The following is an 18,356-nucleotide window of genomic DNA, read 5'->3' on the forward strand; positions in this document are numbered from 1 at the left end:
TGTTATAATTTTTCTAGCAACAGTTAACGCTTACAGAATAGGAGAATAACTATGATACCTTGGTGGAAAAACGCGGTGGTTTACCAAATTTATCCCAAATCCTTTCAAGACACTAATGGTGATGGTATTGGCGACCTAGCTGGGATCACTGCCCGCTTGGACTACTTGCAAAAATTGGGAGTTGACGCAATTTGGCTGTCGCCAATTTACCAGTCTCCTGGAATTGACAATGGTTATGATATTTCTGACTATGAAGCGATTGATCCGCAATATGGCACAATGCAGGATTTGGACCAGTTAATTCAGGCCGCCCAAAAGCACAACATCCGCATTATTATGGACTTAGTCGTTAACCACACTTCTGACCAACATGACTGGTTCATTGAGGCCCGCAAGAGCCGCCACAATCCATATCGTGACTTTTATATTTGGCGTGACCCAATAGCTAGCCATGAACCTAACGACCTCAAGTCTGACTTCTCGGGCTCGGCCTGGCAGTATGACGCTAATACTGGTCAGTATTATCTGCACTTTTTTGCCCCGCAGCAACCAGACCTGAATTGGCAGAACCCCAAGATGCGGCAAAAAATCTATGACATGATGAACTTTTGGCTGGACAAGGGCGTTAGCGGATTCCGCTTGGATGTGATCGAACTAATTGGCAAGGAGCCTGATCGCAAGATTCGTGCTAATGGTCCCATGCTTCACCCCTACCTGCAAGAAATGAACCGGCAGGTTTTGGCAGGTCGGGATGTAATGACAGTAGGTGAAACTTGGGATGCGGACCTAGATGCCGTTACCAAGTATACTGATCCAGCCCGCCACGAATTATCCATGGTCTTCCAGTTTGAAGATCAAGGCATTGACCAGCAAGCAGGCAAATCTAAGTGGGACCTTAAGCCAGCCCAAATGAGCGAACTCAAAAATATTCTTATTAGGTGGCAGACTGACCTGGATTATCGGCACGCTTGGAACAGTCTATTCTGGGAGAACCACGACATCCCCCGAGTTATTTCACGTTGGGGCAACGATGGCCAGTACCGTGTTCAGTCAGCTAAGATGTTTGCCATTGCCCTGCACTTGATGCGGGGCACACCCTTTATCTATAACGGCGAAGAAATTGGCATGACCAACTGCCCGGTTAAGGATATTACTGAAGTTGAAGACCTTGAAAGCATCAACATGTACAATGAGCGGCTCAAGCAGGGCTATACTAAAACCGAGCTGCTTAAGTCCATCAATGCCAAGGGTCGCGACAATGCCCGTCGCCCCATACAGTGGACTGGTGGCACTAACGCCGGCTTTTCAACAGGTAGGCCCTGGCTAGCTGTCAACCCCAACTATCGTGACATCAACGTTGAATCTGCGCTAGCGGACCCTGATTCCATTTTTTATACTTATCAAAAATTGATTCGCTTGCGTCATGAAAATAACATTATCGTTAACGGTGACTTCATTCCGGCCCCTGCAAGCAGTACGGTCCTGGCCTACTACCGCGTACTGGGCAAGCAGCGCTGGCTAGTCGTAGCCAACCTTAGCGGTCGACCTGCTCCCTTTACCGCATCAGACCAGATTGAACACGTATTAATCTCTAACTATGACCAGCCTAAAACCTTGCAGGACGTCGTCCTCAAACCCTACGAGGCCTTTGCCGTCACCCTATCGCACTAACCTTCATTAGCAAAATAGGATAAGAGATTTTATCCAAGAAAGATACTATTACCAAAAGAATCTCAGTTAATCTAAATAAAACAACTGCAGAAACAGCTGACTTGGTGATCGCCAAATTAGGTTTAAAAACTAGTGACATGGTATAAATGTTACTGACACAAATTGCTGATACCGGAACACTACCAATATCATTTTCAATTAGTAATTATGACAAATTAAAAACAAAAATGGTTGCTGCAACACATAATACCCCTAGTCAAAATGTCGAAACACCAGCTGAAATAGCTGAATTTTTTGAAGATTAGGTCATGTTTATGGATTTTGGCAATATTTTTCTAGCTTATTTAAAGTACGATGACCTTACAGGAGAAAAAACGAGACCTGTTCTGGATATCGAACAAGCAGACGGCTTTCACTATGTTTATAAAATAACCTCAAAAATTCAGAATAAATCATTAAGAATACAGGCAAAGTATTATAAAATTAGAAATTGGCAACAATCCTGATTAAATAAGCTATCATGGATTGATTGCAATAAGCGCTATAAACTACCTATAGAAAAGGCAGAATTACGGCATATTGGTAAGTTGACCAAATTCAATCTAAAAGAATTGCTCGCATTTATTAATTCCCAAATTCAACGATAAGTACCTAATACATGACGCTTTAGTATATTATTTAATAGTTAGTGAAAAGACATTCAAAAGCGAATGTTTTTTTATTTATTCAAACTTTTTTATTCTTATCGACCAAGCTGTGCATGGTAAAGTTCAGCTGTTTCCTCGTCAAATGCACACAAAATTACTTGCATTGGATAATCTGGGTGCCGTGTGAGCCAGTTCCTGACTGTAATCACGGCAATGATTGCTGCGCGCCTGCGGGGAAAACCATAGGCTCCCGTTGAGATAGCCGGAAAGGCAACCGTATGCAGCTGGTGTTCATAAGCTAAGTCCAGTACATTCATGTAGCAAGCCTTTAAGAGTGCATCGTCGTGTGCACTGCCTGAATAGACTGGCCCCACCGTGTGAATGACAAACTTAGCTGGCAGGCGGTAGCCATTTGTAATCTTAGCCTCACCAGTTGCACAGCCATGCAGCTTCTTGCATTCTGCTAGCAGGTCGGGGCCCGCCGCTTGGTGAATTGCCCCATCAACGCCTAGACCACCCAGTAGGGTCTTATTAGCCGCATTAACAATCGCATCAACTTGCAACTTGGTAATGTCTCCTCGAATAATTTTGATTTTCGCAGTCATTTCTTTCTCCTCTTGTCATATTTTAAGCCTAGCACCAACTTTACCCAAGCAAAAATGCGCCCTCTAAAGGACGCACTTTGTGTTTATTTTAGTTTTAGCAACATCAAGCAAAGTTACCACTTATCTGCTCCTATTCTAAGTACATTCCTTGCAGCTTTTCCAAATCGGCAGCAGTAAATCCCAATTCTTTAGTAAAAAAGGTGTTAAAGTCGCCCCAGCCGCTACGGATTGTTTCGGTAATGCCCAAAATAGCAACTCCTTCGCCCTTGGTGACATTCATTTTGGCAACCATCTGGGAAATTTCGTCATTGCTTGGCAATTGCCGCGAAACTGCGAAGTCATAGAGCTTGTTAGTTAATAAATAGTCTCGAGCAATCGTTTCATCGTCAACGCCAAGCGCCATTAAAATCAAAGCCGTTACCATGCCTGTACGGTCCTTGCCAGCGCTGCAGTGATAAACCAGTGCCTGGTCTTCAGGCAATTTAAGCAATTCAGTAAAGATCCGTGCAAACATTTTGCGGCTATGACCATTGAGCAAGGTTTGCTGATAAATCCGGCCAATATAGTTATTGCCTAGATCAGGAATATGGTGAAGAAAGCGATAAACCCGGTGGTTGTTCTTGCTGTCACTGACGTCATCAGAATAAACTGGCACATCAACAAACTTAACGTGCGACCACAACATATCTGGTGCAGAGTGCTTTTCATATTGCGAGCGCAAGTCACAATCAACTGTAATTCGCAACTTGATCAACGTAGCCTGATCACTGGCAGTCAAGGAGCTAAGCGAGTCAGACCGGTAAATCTTGTTCCACTTAACTGCTTGTCCTTTTGCATTTTGATAGCCACCAACATCCCTGAAGTTCAAAGCTCCATCTAATTTAATTATGCGTTCATGTGTCAACTTTATCACCCCTTCTTGCCTTTATTATCTCACTTATTTAGCTTTGCCGTGTGCAAATAGTTGCGTCGCCTTCACAGCTCGCTTCCAACCTTGATAAAGGTGGTCCCGCTCTTCCTGGCCCATGCTGCTTTCAAAAGTTTTGCCAACCACAAAAATATTTTTAAGCTCATCTACATTTTTCCAGTATCCTACTGCCAGTCCGGCCAAAAAAGCCGCGCCCATCGAAGTAGTCTCCAAGGTCTTAGACCGTTCAATCTTAATGCCTAAAATGTCAGCTTGAAACTGCAAAAGATAGTTGTTGTTGGATGCGCCGCCATCCACACGCAAGGTGGGAATGGTAATTCCCGAATCAACCTGCATCGTGTCGACAACGTCTCGGGTTTGGTAGGCCAGTGATTGAAGTGTAGCCTTGATGAAGTCATTCTTATTTGTTCCACGTGTAACGCCAAAGACTGCGCCCCGTGCTTCCGAGTCCCAATAGGGCGCTCCTAAGCCGGTAAAAGCGGGCACAACATATACTTCATCCTCAGATTGAGACAACCTGGCAGCTTTTTCTGATTCTTCTGCCGTCTTAATCATCTTCATTGAGTCGCGCAGCCACTGCACAGCACTGCCCGAAACAAAGATTGAGCCTTCTAGAGCATAGGTAATGTGACCATCAAGACCATAAGCAATCGTTGTTAACAAGTTATTGTCAGACTCAGTTGGCTCCTGGCCTGTATTCATCACAATAAATGAACCTGTCCCGTATGTGTTCTTGACCATGCCCTTTTTAAGTGCAAGTTGGCCGATCAACGCAGCTTGCTGGTCGCCCGCAATTCCGCAAATTGGCACTTGTCCGCCAAAGAAGGTATAGGACTTAGTGTAGCCATATATTTCAGAATTAGACTTAACTGCTGGCAAAAGTGCTCGAGGTATATTGAGCAGGTTGAGTATGTCATCATCCCACTGCAAGTCATGGATATTGAAGAGCATTGTTCTTGAAGCATTCGTATAATCAGTAACATGGACTTCGCCGTCTGTCATTTTCCATAATAACCAACTATCAATTGTCCCAAAGAGCAATTCACCCCGTTCAGCCCGGTCTTGAGCGCCCACAACATTGTCCAGGATCCAGCGGATTTTGGTGGCACTGAAGTAGGGATCGACAATTAGTCCCGTCTTCTTATGGATCATCTCGCTGTAACCATCTTTTTTCAGTTTTTCTGCTAACTCTGTAGTCTGCCGTGATTGCCAAACAATCGCATTGTAAATTGGCTCACCTGTTTTTTTATCCCAAATTACGGTTGTCTCTCGCTGGTTGGTAATACCAATGCCCTTAATCTGGTCAGGACGAATCCCTGAATTGATCATCGCATTTGCAATTGTGGTTTGGACCGCATGCCAAATTTCCTCAGCCTTATGTTCGACCCAGCCTGGCTGTGGAAAGTACTGCGGAAACTCCCGTTGGGCAGAAGCAATCTTACGGCCCTGATGATCAATGATCATTGCCCGTGTAGAAGTGGTCCCTTCATCAATTGCCATAATGTAACTTTTCGCCATACTGTGTCCTTTCTTAAGAAAGCGGTTCATTATAATTTTACTATCTAACTTTGCTTTTACAAGAAATAATTATATCATTGTCAACATAGTAAGTTATACTTGAAAATAAAGCTTTTATTAACAAGGAGTAGATAGCAAAATGAACCAAGAAATCATTGCCTTAACTATTGCAGGCAACGACAGTGATGGCAGCGCTGGGATGACGGCTGACCTGCACTCATTTTACGCCCGCGAAGTATACGGCATGGGCCTTTTAACCGCCGCCGTGGCCGGTAATACCACCGGCATTTATGCCCAAGAAGTAATGCCCATTGCCTTTATTCAAAAGCAATTTGACGTTTTGAACCAAGACTTCAAAATTAATGCACTCAAGACTGGCATGCTGGCCAACAAGGAAGTAATTGCCTGCGTGGCTGCCAACTTGAATAAGTACCAAATGGGCAAGATCGTGCTTGACCCCGTTATTATAACTAAGCATGGTGATTCCTTGCTTGACGATGATGCATATCAGGGCTTTTTAGAGCAGCTTTTGCCCCTGGCTGATGTCATTACGCCTAACTTTTATGAACAACAAAAACTAACTGGACTTGAACTGGCCAATAAGGATGAAATTCACCAAGGCGCACGCCAATTACAGGCGATGGGCGCAAAGAATGTCTTGATGAAGGGACGCCATGATGATCCCGCTCAATCCCAAGTGACTGATATTTTGCTCGCAGAAAACGGCCAGTTTTACGAATTTACCAAGCCATTTATCAATACTAACCGTATCAATGGAACAGGCGACACATTATCTGCCGTTATTGCAGCCGAATTAGCCAAGGGACACTGCGTCGTTGACAGTATTGAGGTCGCCAAGGAGTTTACTTATGAAGCCATCGCCCACCCCATTAAAGTTGGTTCAAAGTATGGTCCAATCAACCACTTAGCCGCCCAACATGACGTGGAGTAATTATCTTTTGCTCACTGACCACCTTTAAGTTATACTTTACCAAGAATAATAGGATGGGTGCACAATGACCAAGACAACAATTAAAATTGCATATTTATATGAAGACTTGATGAATACATATGGCGACTCTGGCGACGTCAAAATCATTCAGTTCTTATTGCAAAAGCAGAATTATTCAACCCATGTGGATAATATTTCCTTAGGCGATGAATTTAACGCATTTGATTATGATTTTGTCTTCTTTGGTGGCGGCCAAGACTTTGAGCAAACTGTAGTTGCCCAGGACCTGCCGCGCCATCAAGAGACCTTAACTGCCTACATCAACCAAGGCTGTCCAATGCTGGGGGTATGTGGGGGCTACCAGCTTATTGGAAGCTACTATAAAACCAGTGCTGGCGTTACCATCAAGGGGCTCAACATCTTACCCTTCCATACCATCTTCAAGGCTGACAAGAGAATGATAGGTGACACACGCTACATGAGCGAATGGGGTGAAGTTCGAGCATTTGAAAATCACTCAGGTCAAACCTATTTCGATGACCCCGAACTGCTCAAGCCGCTGGGCAAAATGATTGAGGGCTATGGCAATAACCCTGAAGATGGCGGTGAGGGCTTGCGCTATCGCAACTTTATCGGGACTTACTCCCACGGGCCATTGCTCAAGAATCTCAATGTGGCTAATGCCATTACCAAGTTAATTACAGCCCGGCATGAAGAGCGCATGCACTCATAAATATTATAAGAACAAGGAGAAAACGGATTGCAGATGCACTTTGTTTTCTCTTTTTTGGACACAAAGTTTGAAACCATATAAGGGTAAGACTGGAAATAGCCGGCTATAATATAATTAGACACTAGGCAGTCGATCAGTAAAGGAGATTTTATGAAAGTTTTTGTAGTTGGAGCTAGCGGCCGGGTTGGTCAAGAGCTATGTCAAAATTTAATTAACCATGGCCACCAAGTTAGCGCAGGAGCCCGCCACTTTGATTCTCTTCAGGGATTGAATGTGAAAGAAGTCCCACTTGATCTTCATTCTCCTGCCTCTGAAATTGCAGGCAAAATTGGTCAACAAGACGCGATTTATTTTGTTGCTGGTTCGCGTGGCAATGACGTGCTGGAAATTGATACCTACGGTGCAATCAAAGTTATGCAAGCGGCCCAGGTCAATCATATCAACCGCTTTATCATGCTTAGCGGTTATGGCGCCTTGGACCCGCATTTCTGGGAAAAATCTTCCTTGCGCGAATACTATATGGGCAAGTATTTAGCCGATAACTGGCTAATTCACCAGTCAGAGCTGTCTTACACAATTTTGCAGCCCGGAAATTTAACGCAGACCCCAGTAACTGGGAACGTTGCCTTGAATGTGCGTGAGTCAGGACAAAATTCAATTAGTGATGTCGCTCAAGTCTTGGCAGCCATCCTGGACCATGATAATCTAAGCGGCAAGGTGATTCCAATGCATGAAGGAGACAACCCAATTGACCAAGCTTTAGAGCAAATTTAAAGTAATTATTGCCAAATTTAAAAGAGCTGATTTTGGAGCTTACTCCTAAAATGGGACTAGTTTTTCAAATTCAACTTTTTTTCTTTTTGATTTTTTATTCAGTTGTTATATTTCTATTTTAAATGGTAAACTGATTTTAAAATATCAAAAGTTTATAAGAGGTATAAATTATGACAACAGTCAAAGATGTTGCTACATTGGCTGGTGTTTCAATTGGTTCTGTTTCTAATTATCTGAATGGCAAGCACCAAAGAAAAAGAACAGTTGAAAATATAAAAAAAGCAATGAAGCAGCTCGATTATCATCAAAACATTATTGCTCGTGGATTAAAGAAGAATAAAACCATGTCAATCGGTGTCATAATAAATCAATTAACCGACTTTTTTTCTATGTCAATTGTTTCAGCAATAGAGACCTACGTTGAAAAATTTGGTTATAGTATCATTGTTTGTGATTACCATGATAACAAAAAACGTTTCGAACAAAAAATTGATTTCCTTATCAATCGATCAATCGATGCAATTATTGTTTTTCACCAAGATTATGCATCACCTATGCTTAAAAAAATCATAAAAAATGACATACCCATTATTGCAATTGATGCTCCTATCAAGGGCCTTAAAACCGATGTTGTAGTAGTTGATAACTATGAATCTTCTAAGGCTGGTGTGAATTATTTAATTAACAAAGGATATAGCAATATTGGCATTATTACTGGTTCTTCCCAAAATTATATTTCACAAAAAAGACAACAAGGATATGAAGATGCTCTAAAGGAGAATAATCTCCCTGTTCGTAAAAATTATATTTGGTCAGGTGACTACACTATCAATGCTGGTTATCAGGGATTTAATGAATTAATCAAAGACAATCAGAATATAGATGCAATCTTTGTTATTAATTATTATATGTCAATGGGTGCAATAAAAGCTTATCATCAACTACATTATTATAGAAAAATCGAATTCTTAGTGTATGATCATTTTTTTGTTAATGATATCTTTTATCCAGAAATCAGTTCAATTGAACAACCTGTGAAAGAAATTGGGACAGTCGCGGGCAAACTTGTAATTGACAGGTTAACTAAACCATTTGGCAATGATTTCCAATTCATTTTTTGTAATAATATTTTTCACAGAAATTAGAAAGCGCTTGCTTTTGAAAATATATCAGATTATAATTTAATTGTAATTTGAAATGTTTCACTTTTTGCATAGATGATATCAATTCAAATTAACGTTCTAAATTATTATTTTTAGCAAAACTTGAAACGATTCACGACAAGGAGGAATATTTATGAACATATTATTAGCATGTGGTGGCGGCATGAGCTCATCAATTTTAGCAAGTGCTCTTACCAAAGAGGCAGCCAAGCACAACAAAAAATGGATGGTGCATGAAACAAGTATTGATAAGGTTTCTGATGATCTAAACGAAAAAGATTATCAATTAATACTGTTAGCTCCTCAGGTATCTTTTAAGAAAAAAGACTTTGCAGACGAAGCCAAAAAGAAAAATGCAAAATTTATTTTAATCCCTATGACCATGTATAACCCAGCTAAAGTAAATAAACTATATGATTTGATTAATAAGGAGGACGCATAGTGAGCTTCGATTCTATTTCGGAAAAAATGGGACAAATAGCTAATAATCGCTACTTAACTGCTATTAGAGACGGAATGGCAGTTATTATCCCCGTTTCAATTATCGGATCCTTTTTTACCATTCTTCTGAATTTACCAATTGATTCTTGGAAGAACTTTATTAAACCATTTTCTTCCATGTTATCCGTTCCAATGTACTATTCCATCAATTTGATGGCCATTTATTGTGTGTTTTCAATTACTGCACATTTATCTAAGTATTACAAAATAGACCCTATTTCTACTGGCGTTTTAGCCGAAATGTCCTTCTTTATTTTAGCAATTGAACCTCTTGTACTAGATGTCAAAAAAGCAGGTATTGCACCCGGCACCTACCTACCCATGGGTAATATGGGTGCTCAAGGACTATTCACAGCTATTCTTTGTGCTATATTCTCAGTTGAAGTGGTCAGGGTTTTTAATGAAAAGCATTTAGTTATTACAATGCCTGATGGTGTCCCAGCTGCTGTAGGAAAATCTTTTAGTGCTCTATTTCCCGGAATAGTAATTATTATTGTTTCATTTGTACTAAAAGAAATATTCAAACTCGATATTAACGGTATATTAACCTGGGTTTTCTCACCAATTGGCTACTTTGGACATGATACTTTCTTATCAGCAATTGTTCCTGTCCTATTAATAACAATAATTTGGCTCTTTGGTGTCCATGGTATGGTTATTGCAACACCAATTCTTTATCCATATTGGTATGCAAATTTAAATGCCAACGTAACAGCAATTGCTCATGGACATGCTCCTGTACACTTTATGACAGAGCAATTCTTTCAATGGTTTGTTTGGGTTGGTGGAGCCGGTGCAACTCTTTCATTAGCAATTCTTTTGCTATTTTTGGGCAAGTCAAAATTTAGTAAAACAATGGGGGCAGTAACCATTGTTCCAGCTATCTTTAATATTAATGAGCCATTAATATTTGGTATTCCAATTATCATGAATCCCTATTTTGCTATTCCATTTGTCTTGGCACCTACTGCAATGGCAGCAGTAACTTATGTAGCAATGAAGCTGCACCTTGTGGCATATACAACAGCTGTTGCTCCTTGGACATTACCTGGACCAATTGGAGCTTGGATGGCTACAGGGTTTGATTGGCGAGCAATTGTCTTATGTCTATTCAACATCTTAATTTCTTTAGTCATTTACTATCCATTCTTCAAGATGTTCGATCGTAATCAATTAAAATTAGAAAAAGAAGGAGACAATGCCAATGAAGGGGATCTCAGTTTATCCGAATAAAAGTAGTATTGATGATTGTATTGACTATATCAATCGTGCTGCAAGTTTAGGTTATGGCAGATTATTTACAAGCTTATTAGAGTTAACTGGTGATAAAACCGAAATACTTAACAAGTTTAAAAAAGTTTTAACATATGCTCATACCAAAAAAATGTGGGTAAGTTTGGATGTCAATCCTAGTTTATTCAAAGACTTTAACATAAGTTATAATGATCTTGCTTTTTTTAAAGATCTTGGAGCTGATATTGTTCGTTTAGATTCAAGCTTTGATGGGATGCCAGAATCAATCATGACTTATAATCCAGAAGATTTAACCATTGAAGTCAATATAAGTAATGATACTAAAAATATAGAAAATATTTTTAGCTATAGTCCAATTAAAAATAAAATTATTGGTTGTCACAATTTTTATCCTCAACGCTACACTGGATTAGACACAGAATATTTTTTGCATACTACACAAAAATATCATAATTTGGGTATTAGAACGGCAGCTTTCGTATCTTCTAATAGTGGAAAGATTGGCCCACATCCTTATAATGCTGGATTACCTACTTTAGAGATTCATCGTGGACTAGCCATCGAAAAGCAGGCTCAATACTTAATTAATACCCAACTCATTGACGATATCTTGATTGGTAATGCTTTCGCCAGTGAAGATGAACTAGAAAAAATTGCTAAGTTAGATTCAAAAATTCCACAATTTTTTATCAAGTTTGCTCCTTCAGCTACTAATTTAGAAAAGGAAATTGTACTTAACAATTTGCATTTTAATCGTGGTGATATTAACAGCTATGCAATTCGATCAACCTTTGTAAAGTTAAAATATAACAAGCATAATTTGCCTGTTAATAATCCTGTCAATACCCTCAATAGAGGAATGATAACCATAGGTAATAATAATTTTGATCAGTACAAGGGTGAATTAAACATTGTTAAGCAAGAAATGGACAATCGTGATCACTTAAAAAATGTGGTAGCACAAATAGTGCCGAGTGATTTACAATTTATTGACTTCATTAAACCTTGGAACAAATTCAAATTTATTGATCTTGATAGTTATTAAGGAGAACACTATATGGACGGTTTAGAAGAAATCAGTTTTGAAATCATTAGCCATTCAGGACAGGCTAAAACTGAGATTATGCAGGCTGTTTCTCAATCAAGAAATAGCACAAACGACCCGCAACCTCTTCTCGATTCGGCAAAAGAGGAATTAAAGAAGGCCCAAAACTCACATTTAAAAGCATTAGCAGATTTTGCAAAAACTGGGGAAAGTAAAATCGATCCTTTGTATATGCATGCCGAAGATCAGATGATCACGGCTGAAAGTTTCCTTGATTTCGCTACTGAATTAATCAAAACGAATCAAGAATTAGATAAGCTAAAACGAGCTTTAAAAAATAAGTCTTAGTATAAAGCAACTATGTAATAATACTAAATAATATATTCCTTATTTGATGAAAGAAAAAATGAAAATAGAAAACAAAATTAAAGCCTTTGAAAAAATGGGTATAGGCTTATTCGTCCATTGGGGACTCTATTCAAAATTTTCTAAGGGCGAATGGGCGCAAAACATTTTAAATATTCCCAACTATCAAGCAGCATTTAATGAGTTTAATCCTTCAGAGAAAAACATTCGTGAGCTTGTCAAACTAGCAAAAAATTGTGGCTTTAAATATATTGTATTGACTGCTAAACATCATGATGGATTTTATTTATTTGATACTAAAGGAATAAACAATTTTGATAGTATTCATTCTCCTTTTAAAAATGATGTAATCAAGATTTTTACAGATGAGTGTCATAAGCAAGGCATCGCACCTTTCATATATTATGCTACCTATGACTGGAATAATGATAAGTACCTTCATGATTTTAATGGTTATCTAACTGAATTACGTATGTTAATCAAAATTCTTTGTACTAACTACGGAAAGATTGGTGGGTTTTGGTTCGATGGAAATTGGGATAAACCTAATGCTGATTGGCAAGAAGATCAACTTTATCAGGAAATAAGAATGCTCCAACCCCAGGCCATAATTACTAACAATACTGGGTTAGAAAAACAAGGTAAGAGTAATAATAGTAAAGTTGATGTTCTGACTTTTGAAAGAGGTAATCCACAATCAATTAAGCATGTACAGAATAACCATTACTTAGCTGCAGAAACCTCATTGACTTTAAATAAGCATTGGGGCAATGCACAAAATGATCTTAACTATATTTCCGCACAACAGCTGATCGAGCAAATTTGTCGTACTCGAAAAGTAGGTGCTAACTTATTAATCAATGTAGGACCAGAGTTTGATGGTTCTTTAAATATTCATTGTAAATCGCTAATTGAAGTTATTGGGCAATGGATGGCTTTTGACCATGAAGCAATCTCACATACTAGTAATTATGATCACTTAACTTATAAAACCATATCAAATGAACATGACTTTATTAAAGGTTCCTACTTATTTGTTGATAATCTAGGAAATATTGGTAATAGCAATGTCGTACTTGGTGGAGAAAAAGAGCGAGAACTAATCTTTAACAATTTTGAAAAAACAATTGACCATATTATATGGCTTGATAATAAAAAAGAGGTCAAGTTTTATCAAAATGCATCAAAGCAGATGCTTAAAATTTATGCTGATGGCTTTGAATATGGAACTAATTTAATTGAGCGCGTAGCCAAAATTTATTATAAGCAATAATTTCGTATCAAAAAGACTTATTTTACTATGACTAGTAGAATTAGTCTTTTGTCTATTTTTGCTTCATAAATAGAATTACTTACTTCCACCCTTGTTCTTCATACGCCATTTGCCAGAATTGCAGCTCATAATAGCTGCTTCGTACAAAGGCATCTACCATCTCCTGTCGTTCCTTGCTAGTAGCTTCTTTAGCCAGCACATTGGTTAATTCCAGTATTTTAGTAACATTCGTCCCGTACCAGTCCCCATCGTATGTATCAATCCACTCTTGGTAGTAGTGAACCGGTGAGCCTGTTGCTGCCATCTTTTGGCCAATCTCCTGGTAAAGCCAGTAGCACGGTACAATTGCGGCCACTGCTGGTGCAATGCCTGCCACGTTCAGCGTCATATGCAAGTGATTGACATAGTCATAGGCAGTTGGAGCCACTGGTGTTTGAGCAGCTTCTTGGGGCGTAATCGTCAATTCTTCAAAAAAGTGCGTGCGTACGCTGATCTCGGTGTCCCTTAAGTCTTGTGCACGAGTACGTATAAAATCAGCAATCCACTTATTATCAGCCTTAGTGACGATCATTTCATGCACTTGGGCAAACTGGTCCAGATAATAGCGGTCTTGCAATAGATAAAACCGAAACTTTGACAGTGGCAGCTGGCCACTCTGAAGTTCATGCACAAAGGGATGGTCCTTGCCCTTTTGCCACAAATCACTAGCCGCTGCATGCAGCTGGTCTGTAAATACTTCCACCTTCATCCTCCTCAACCACTTCTTGGTCATTTGCAGATTAAATTCACAGTCTAAGCTTAGCCCACTTCTACTCTTTGAGCAATCTCTCCCAGTAAAAAGAAACCAATTACTAGACAGATGTAACGGCAGCAACTATTTAAGGATAAATTTGCCAGCCAGCATTGTATTGCAGGAAAAAAGTCTGTATAATGAAAGCGATAACACGAGGGGTGCCTTTTTGGCTGAGATGAAAGACAATTTCAGACCCTTTGAACCTGTAAGCTAATTCTTGCGTAGGAACGTGTCAAATACGGTTAAACTTTGGCGCGCTATAGTGTGCCAAAGTTTTTTATTTGCTTGAAGCTAGGGTTAAGGTACTTCTTTGTTTTTTGAGGAGGAAAACATGCAGTTAGAAAATTTGGATAAGTTGCGCGCGCAAAACCCCGTTGTTTTAAACGTGGCTAATTTCGTTACCGTGCAAGACGTGGCCAATGGCCTGAATGCACTGGGTGCATCGCCAATTATGAGTAAGGAGGTCGACGAGGCTGAAGAGATGGTCAAGATGGCGGGAAGTGTTGCCATCAACTTGGGTACGCTAACGAAGCTGCAGATTGCCCAAATGCAGAAAATAGGCGACCTAGCTGAACGGTATCACAAGCCAGTAGTGCTTGATCCCGTTGCTGTAGGCGCTGTTTCTTACCGCCTCAAGATCGCACGTGACTTACTGTGGGCTTTCCCGGTCAAAATCATCCGCGGTAACGCAGGCGAAATAGCTGCTTTGGGTGGCTTCAAGTGGGATGCCAAGGGGATTGATGCGGGAACAGGTTCTGGAGACCTTGACCAAATCACCCAAGAAACAGCTGCCAAGCTGCATTGCGTAGTAATTGCTAGTGGCGCCACTGATACCATCAGCAATGGCCAAGACGTGGTCCACGTCTACAACGGGACGCCTCTTTTTCAAGCACATGTTGGGTCTGGTGATATGCTGTCCAGCGTGGTAGCTGCCTTTGCGGCAGTCTGTGATGATCCCTTTGAGGCAGCCCAGACAGCCACACTAGTCTTTGCTGCTAGCGGTGAGCTGCTGGTTAAGGACCATCATGACCTTGGGCCTGGTTCGTTTGGCATGTATCTAATGGACTACTTGGCCAAGGTCCAAGCAGCTGACATTAATAAGATTGCCCGTTTTGATTAAGGAGAACAAGATGGTTGAACAAATCAATTCATTTCCCCAAGTACTCACTATTGCTGGTACTGATTCTGGTGGCGGGGCCGGAATCATGGCTGACCTCAAGACCTTTCAGATGCAGGGCGTCTTTGGTACCGCTGTAGTAGTCGCAGTCACTGCCCAGAACACTTTGGGCGTTCAAGACTCCTACTTGATGCCGTTAGACATGGTCGATGCACAATTTGCTTCTCTAGCTGCCGATTTTCGTATTCAAGCCTGCAAAACTGGCATGTTGGGTGATGCAAAGCATGTCCACCAAGTTGCCCTCAATCTGCAGAAGTATGACTTTGGCCCTATAACTGTTGACCCAGTAATGGTGGCAAAGGGCGGTGCTCCCTTGCTGGCGGCAGAAGCCGTGGCAACAGTCAAGGAAGAACTCTTGCCCCTAGCTGACCTAGTTACGCCCAACCTGCCAGAAGCCGAGGTTTTAACCGGCATTAAAGCCGAAAGTTCAGATCAATATCCAGACCTAGCACATGCCTTGCAGGAGATGGGAGTAAAGAACGTCTTGATTAAGGGCGGCCATGCCACTAGTGACCAGGTCCGTGACTATGCTCTGCTAGCTGATAGGACTAGTTTTTGGATTAGTAGTCCACGCACGCACACTGAGCGTACGCACGGCACCGGTGACACCTTGGCCTCTGCCATCACCGCCCAGCTTGCCCTAGGCCACAACCTGACCGATGCAATCAAGCTAGCCAAAAAGTATGTCACCAAGACAATTGCTCAGACGATTCAAGTTGGCCACGGCCATGGTCCTCTCAACCACTGGGCCAAATAACAAAGGAGAAATTATGGCAAAATTTAACCCCAATATTTTACATGCTTATTTTATTTGCGGCTCTCAAGATGTGCCCGCTGGCAAAACTCTATCTGGCTTAGTTGAAGAAGCACTGAAGGCAGGCATTACTGCCTACCAATTTCGCGACAAGGGACCGCAATCCACTCTAAGTTCAGCTGACCGCCTACCTATGGCCCAACAGCTTCATCGCCTTTGCCAAGAATACCATGTGCCCTTCTTTATTGATGATGATGTCGACTTAGCTTTAAAAGTTGGTGCTGAAGGCATCCACGTTGGTCAAAGCGATGAAGCTATCGAACAGGTAGTAACAACAGTTCACGGGCAAATGATCGTCGGCTATTCCTGCTCTACCTTAGATGAAATTATGCAGGGCGATCAAATTGCTGGCATTGACTACTACGGCAGCGGTCCCATTTATACCACCAATACCAAGCTTGATGCTGATCCCAAAATTGGTCTGGCTGGTCTCACCCGCTTAGTTAAAGCAACCGAGCGCCCAATTGTTGCTATCGGTGGTATTACTTTGGAAAGTTTGCCTGCTATAGCAAAAACTGGCGCCGCTGGCGCATCTGTTATCTCGCTAATTGCACACAGCCAGAACATTGAAAAGGCGGTTAGCGCGATGCTTGCTGCACCATGGAATAAATAATCATTTACACACTTAAATACACTTACACCAAAAGACCCAGTTTCTATTTTGAAACTGGGTCTTTATTTAGCTTGGACTAGGCAACCCCACTCCACTTTTTCAAAGACGTTTTGTAGACTGAGCAAAGAGTGAACGAAAGTCTGCGGTAGGTCTGTCGAATCAAATTTGCCAGTTAAAACCTGGTAATTATTGTCCCGCTATCGCCAGCTTAAACTCGCCTGACTTTACTTAAATTAAACGAAATTAACAGAGACCTCACCGAACTTGCTCGATCCCTGCAAGATTACGGTCGGGCCATCACCTCTGGGTTCGCCGTTAATCTCTACATCACCAAAGACTGAAGACATGTGGTCTTCAAGTTGCCAGGACAACGGCAGGTAAATTGCCACTTCACCCATAGATGAGTTGACGTTGATTGTAACCTTATCGCCTGCAACCTTTGCAGAATCAAGGTAGACAGCCACTTCACCCATCGTAGAGTTGATCGTAACGCTTTCTAAATTCTGGGAGTGTACGTAGCGTGAAACATCCGACAATTTCTGGTTAATCACAACGTTGCGCTCGTCCTCATTTTTGGTACCAGCCGTAAAACGGTCTTTAGTCTCAAAGTCGCCGTCCTCCCAGTCATGATTCATTTTATGGTTAATAAAGTATGTGGCTCCGTGGTGCCGCCTTTTTGTAAAAATAAGACACAAACCAGCATAAACCAGACAAGCTGCTAGGAGCAATGTCCACGGGACAATCCGGGTAATATGCAGCGGTCCTGCATAGACGATTAGCAGAAATGCCACCGAAAAAACTATTCCGAAAATATTTTTACCGGCAATACTGTTAACCAAGCTGGCAGCAAAAATAATGGTCCAAAAAATGGTTCCTAGTCCCAGCTGAAAGGTCAAAACGTGCAGCTGGTTTAACACCAAAAAGACCGCTGCTGCAACTAGACCGATGCCCCATAGTATTTCTTTGATTTTTTGTCTTTTCATTATGATGACCTTCTCTCGTTTAATCTATCACTTAAGCTGTGGTAATAACGGCGTGAAACATACACCGTCTTGTAAGAATCCTGAAAATGCACCTGACAGTTTGAAATCGACCTGGTCAAGGCGTAAATTTGCTTTAAATTCAGAATGGTTGACTTAGAAATACGCGTAAACTGACTACTTAAGAGATTTTCTAATTCATACAATTTGTAATTAACGCTGAATGAGTCCCTACTCGTATGAGCGATGACCTGCCGCCCCTCTGTTTCAAAAAACAAGATATCATTTAGATTTACGTAATATGTCATGTCGTCCTTGTAACACTCGAGCTGGTCGGGCCGCACGCTCAATTCTTGCAGCTGCCGATAAATCTGCTCAACTTCCGTCGTCAATTCTTTAGCGTGAATTGTCACCTGCTCCTCATCTAGATCGGGGTCAAGATCAATTTTAACTTTCAAGATTCTCACCTACCTTTCAACTGATTGTTTTTATTAAACGCCTATTTTTTCCTAAAAGCTAGAGCATTTTTTTAAGTGGTCATTTTTAGCG

The 18,356-nt window shown here is 41.0% G+C and carries 21 protein-coding genes and 1 riboswitch; of the genes, 15 read left to right on the forward strand and 6 right to left on the reverse strand.

Annotated features, from left to right (window positions below; translation table 11 throughout):
- Window positions 1-51 precede the first annotated feature (51 nt).
- The 3 genes from AC2JF7_RS00745 to AC2JF7_RS00755 all read left to right on the forward strand — a co-directional run bounded on the left by AC2JF7_RS00745 (window position 52) and on the right by AC2JF7_RS00755 (window position 2,177).
- Window positions 52-1,671 carry a glycoside hydrolase family 13 protein gene (locus tag AC2JF7_RS00745; RefSeq protein ID WP_500726103.1) on the forward strand — a complete coding sequence of 540 codons (1,620 nt, stop codon included), beginning with the start codon at window positions 52-54 and terminating at the stop codon, window positions 1,669-1,671.
- Between the two features lie 146 nt (window positions 1,672-1,817).
- Complete coding sequence (locus tag AC2JF7_RS00750; protein ID WP_500726105.1) at window positions 1,818-1,976, forward strand: hypothetical protein; 159 nt, start codon at window positions 1,818-1,820, stop codon at window positions 1,974-1,976.
- Window positions 1,977-1,985: 9 nt separating this feature from the next.
- Entirely contained in the window at window positions 1,986-2,177 is a 192-nt protein-coding gene (locus AC2JF7_RS00755) for a hypothetical protein (RefSeq protein WP_500726107.1), read from the forward strand.
- A gap of 236 nt (window positions 2,178-2,413) precedes the next feature.
- Here the strand turns inward: AC2JF7_RS00755 and AC2JF7_RS00760 are convergent, their stop codons facing one another.
- From AC2JF7_RS00760 to glpK, 3 genes are all read right to left on the reverse strand, one after another.
- A complete protein-coding gene (locus tag AC2JF7_RS00760) occupies window positions 2,414-2,923 on the reverse strand; it encodes an O-acetyl-ADP-ribose deacetylase (protein ID WP_500726109.1) in 510 nt (169 codons plus the stop codon).
- Window positions 2,924-3,053: 130 nt separating this feature from the next.
- A complete protein-coding gene (locus AC2JF7_RS00765; RefSeq protein WP_500726111.1) occupies window positions 3,054-3,827 on the reverse strand; it encodes a tyrosine-protein phosphatase in 774 nt (257 codons plus the stop codon).
- A 33-nt stretch (window positions 3,828-3,860) separates the two neighbouring features.
- Window positions 3,861-5,369, reverse strand: coding sequence for a glycerol kinase GlpK (glpK, locus tag AC2JF7_RS00770; RefSeq protein WP_500726113.1), 1,509 nt, complete (start codon window positions 5,367-5,369; stop codon window positions 3,861-3,863).
- Between the two features lie 139 nt (window positions 5,370-5,508).
- On the opposite strand from glpK, the gene thiD (AC2JF7_RS00775) reads away from it, so the two are divergent.
- From thiD (AC2JF7_RS00775) to AC2JF7_RS00815, 9 genes are all read left to right on the forward strand, one after another.
- On the forward strand, window positions 5,509-6,321 hold the full coding sequence (gene thiD, locus AC2JF7_RS00775; RefSeq protein ID WP_500726114.1) for a bifunctional hydroxymethylpyrimidine kinase/phosphomethylpyrimidine kinase: 813 nt from the start codon (window positions 5,509-5,511) through the stop codon (window positions 6,319-6,321).
- Between the two features lie 64 nt (window positions 6,322-6,385).
- On the forward strand, window positions 6,386-7,054 hold the full coding sequence (locus tag AC2JF7_RS00780; protein WP_500726116.1) for a type 1 glutamine amidotransferase: 669 nt from the start codon (window positions 6,386-6,388) through the stop codon (window positions 7,052-7,054).
- A gap of 150 nt (window positions 7,055-7,204) precedes the next feature.
- Window positions 7,205-7,828, forward strand: a complete 624-nt coding sequence (locus AC2JF7_RS00785; RefSeq protein WP_500726118.1) for an SDR family oxidoreductase — start codon at window positions 7,205-7,207, stop codon at window positions 7,826-7,828.
- A gap of 170 nt (window positions 7,829-7,998) precedes the next feature.
- Complete coding sequence (locus AC2JF7_RS00790; RefSeq protein WP_500726120.1) at window positions 7,999-8,973, forward strand: LacI family DNA-binding transcriptional regulator; 975 nt, start codon at window positions 7,999-8,001, stop codon at window positions 8,971-8,973.
- A 151-nt stretch (window positions 8,974-9,124) separates the two neighbouring features.
- Window positions 9,125-9,433, forward strand: coding sequence for a PTS sugar transporter subunit IIB (locus AC2JF7_RS00795; RefSeq protein ID WP_500726122.1), 309 nt, complete (start codon window positions 9,125-9,127; stop codon window positions 9,431-9,433).
- Window positions 9,433-10,725: a PTS sugar transporter subunit IIC gene (locus AC2JF7_RS00800; protein WP_500726124.1), complete on the forward strand. Its 1,293-nt coding sequence runs from the start codon at window positions 9,433-9,435 to the stop codon at window positions 10,723-10,725. Before AC2JF7_RS00795 ends, AC2JF7_RS00800 begins: the two co-directional genes overlap by 1 nt.
- The gene (locus AC2JF7_RS00805) at window positions 10,697-11,791 is read left to right on the forward strand and encodes a DUF871 domain-containing protein (RefSeq protein WP_500726126.1); all 1,095 of its coding nucleotides are present in this window, start codon (window positions 10,697-10,699) and stop codon (window positions 11,789-11,791) included. Before AC2JF7_RS00800 ends, AC2JF7_RS00805 begins: the two co-directional genes overlap by 29 nt.
- Before the next feature lie 12 nt (window positions 11,792-11,803).
- Window positions 11,804-12,139: a PTS lactose/cellobiose transporter subunit IIA gene (locus tag AC2JF7_RS00810; protein WP_500726128.1), complete on the forward strand. Its 336-nt coding sequence runs from the start codon at window positions 11,804-11,806 to the stop codon at window positions 12,137-12,139.
- Window positions 12,140-12,185: 46 nt separating this feature from the next.
- Complete coding sequence (locus AC2JF7_RS00815; protein WP_500726129.1) at window positions 12,186-13,430, forward strand: alpha-L-fucosidase; 1,245 nt, start codon at window positions 12,186-12,188, stop codon at window positions 13,428-13,430.
- A gap of 79 nt (window positions 13,431-13,509) precedes the next feature.
- Here AC2JF7_RS00815 and tenA read toward each other — a convergent pair whose 3' ends face one another.
- On the reverse strand, window positions 13,510-14,172 hold the full coding sequence (gene tenA / locus AC2JF7_RS00820; RefSeq protein WP_500726131.1) for a thiaminase II: 663 nt from the start codon (window positions 14,170-14,172) through the stop codon (window positions 13,510-13,512).
- Window positions 14,173-14,367: 195 nt separating this feature from the next.
- Window positions 14,368-14,468, forward strand: a riboswitch (TPP riboswitch).
- 86 nt (window positions 14,469-14,554) lie between these two features.
- On the opposite strand from tenA, the gene thiM reads away from it, so the two are divergent.
- The 3 genes from thiM to thiE are packed head-to-tail and all read left to right on the forward strand — an operon-like array spanning window position 14,555 to window position 16,827.
- Window positions 14,555-15,343, forward strand: a complete 789-nt coding sequence (gene thiM / locus AC2JF7_RS00825) for a hydroxyethylthiazole kinase (protein WP_500726133.1) — start codon at window positions 14,555-14,557, stop codon at window positions 15,341-15,343.
- 10 nt (window positions 15,344-15,353) lie between these two features.
- Window positions 15,354-16,157: a bifunctional hydroxymethylpyrimidine kinase/phosphomethylpyrimidine kinase gene (thiD, locus tag AC2JF7_RS00830; RefSeq protein ID WP_500726135.1), complete on the forward strand. Its 804-nt coding sequence runs from the start codon at window positions 15,354-15,356 to the stop codon at window positions 16,155-16,157.
- A gap of 10 nt (window positions 16,158-16,167) precedes the next feature.
- Window positions 16,168-16,827 carry a thiamine phosphate synthase gene (gene thiE, locus AC2JF7_RS00835; RefSeq protein ID WP_500726380.1) on the forward strand — a complete coding sequence of 220 codons (660 nt, stop codon included), beginning with the start codon at window positions 16,168-16,170 and terminating at the stop codon, window positions 16,825-16,827.
- A gap of 233 nt (window positions 16,828-17,060) precedes the next feature.
- On the opposite strand, the gene AC2JF7_RS00840 is transcribed toward thiE, so the two are convergent.
- Together AC2JF7_RS00840 and AC2JF7_RS00845 are read right to left on the reverse strand one after the other, a co-directional pair.
- A complete protein-coding gene (locus tag AC2JF7_RS00840; protein ID WP_500726137.1) occupies window positions 17,061-17,810 on the reverse strand; it encodes a LiaF transmembrane domain-containing protein in 750 nt (249 codons plus the stop codon).
- Window positions 17,810-18,265 (reverse strand): LytTR family DNA-binding domain-containing protein, encoded by a 456-nt coding sequence (locus tag AC2JF7_RS00845; protein WP_500726138.1) that lies wholly within the window; start codon window positions 18,263-18,265, stop codon window positions 17,810-17,812. The genes AC2JF7_RS00840 and AC2JF7_RS00845 overlap by 1 nt, the downstream gene beginning before the upstream one ends.
- Window positions 18,266-18,356: the final 91 nt, after the last annotated feature.

Source organism: Lactobacillus sp. XV31L (assembly GCF_059900865.1).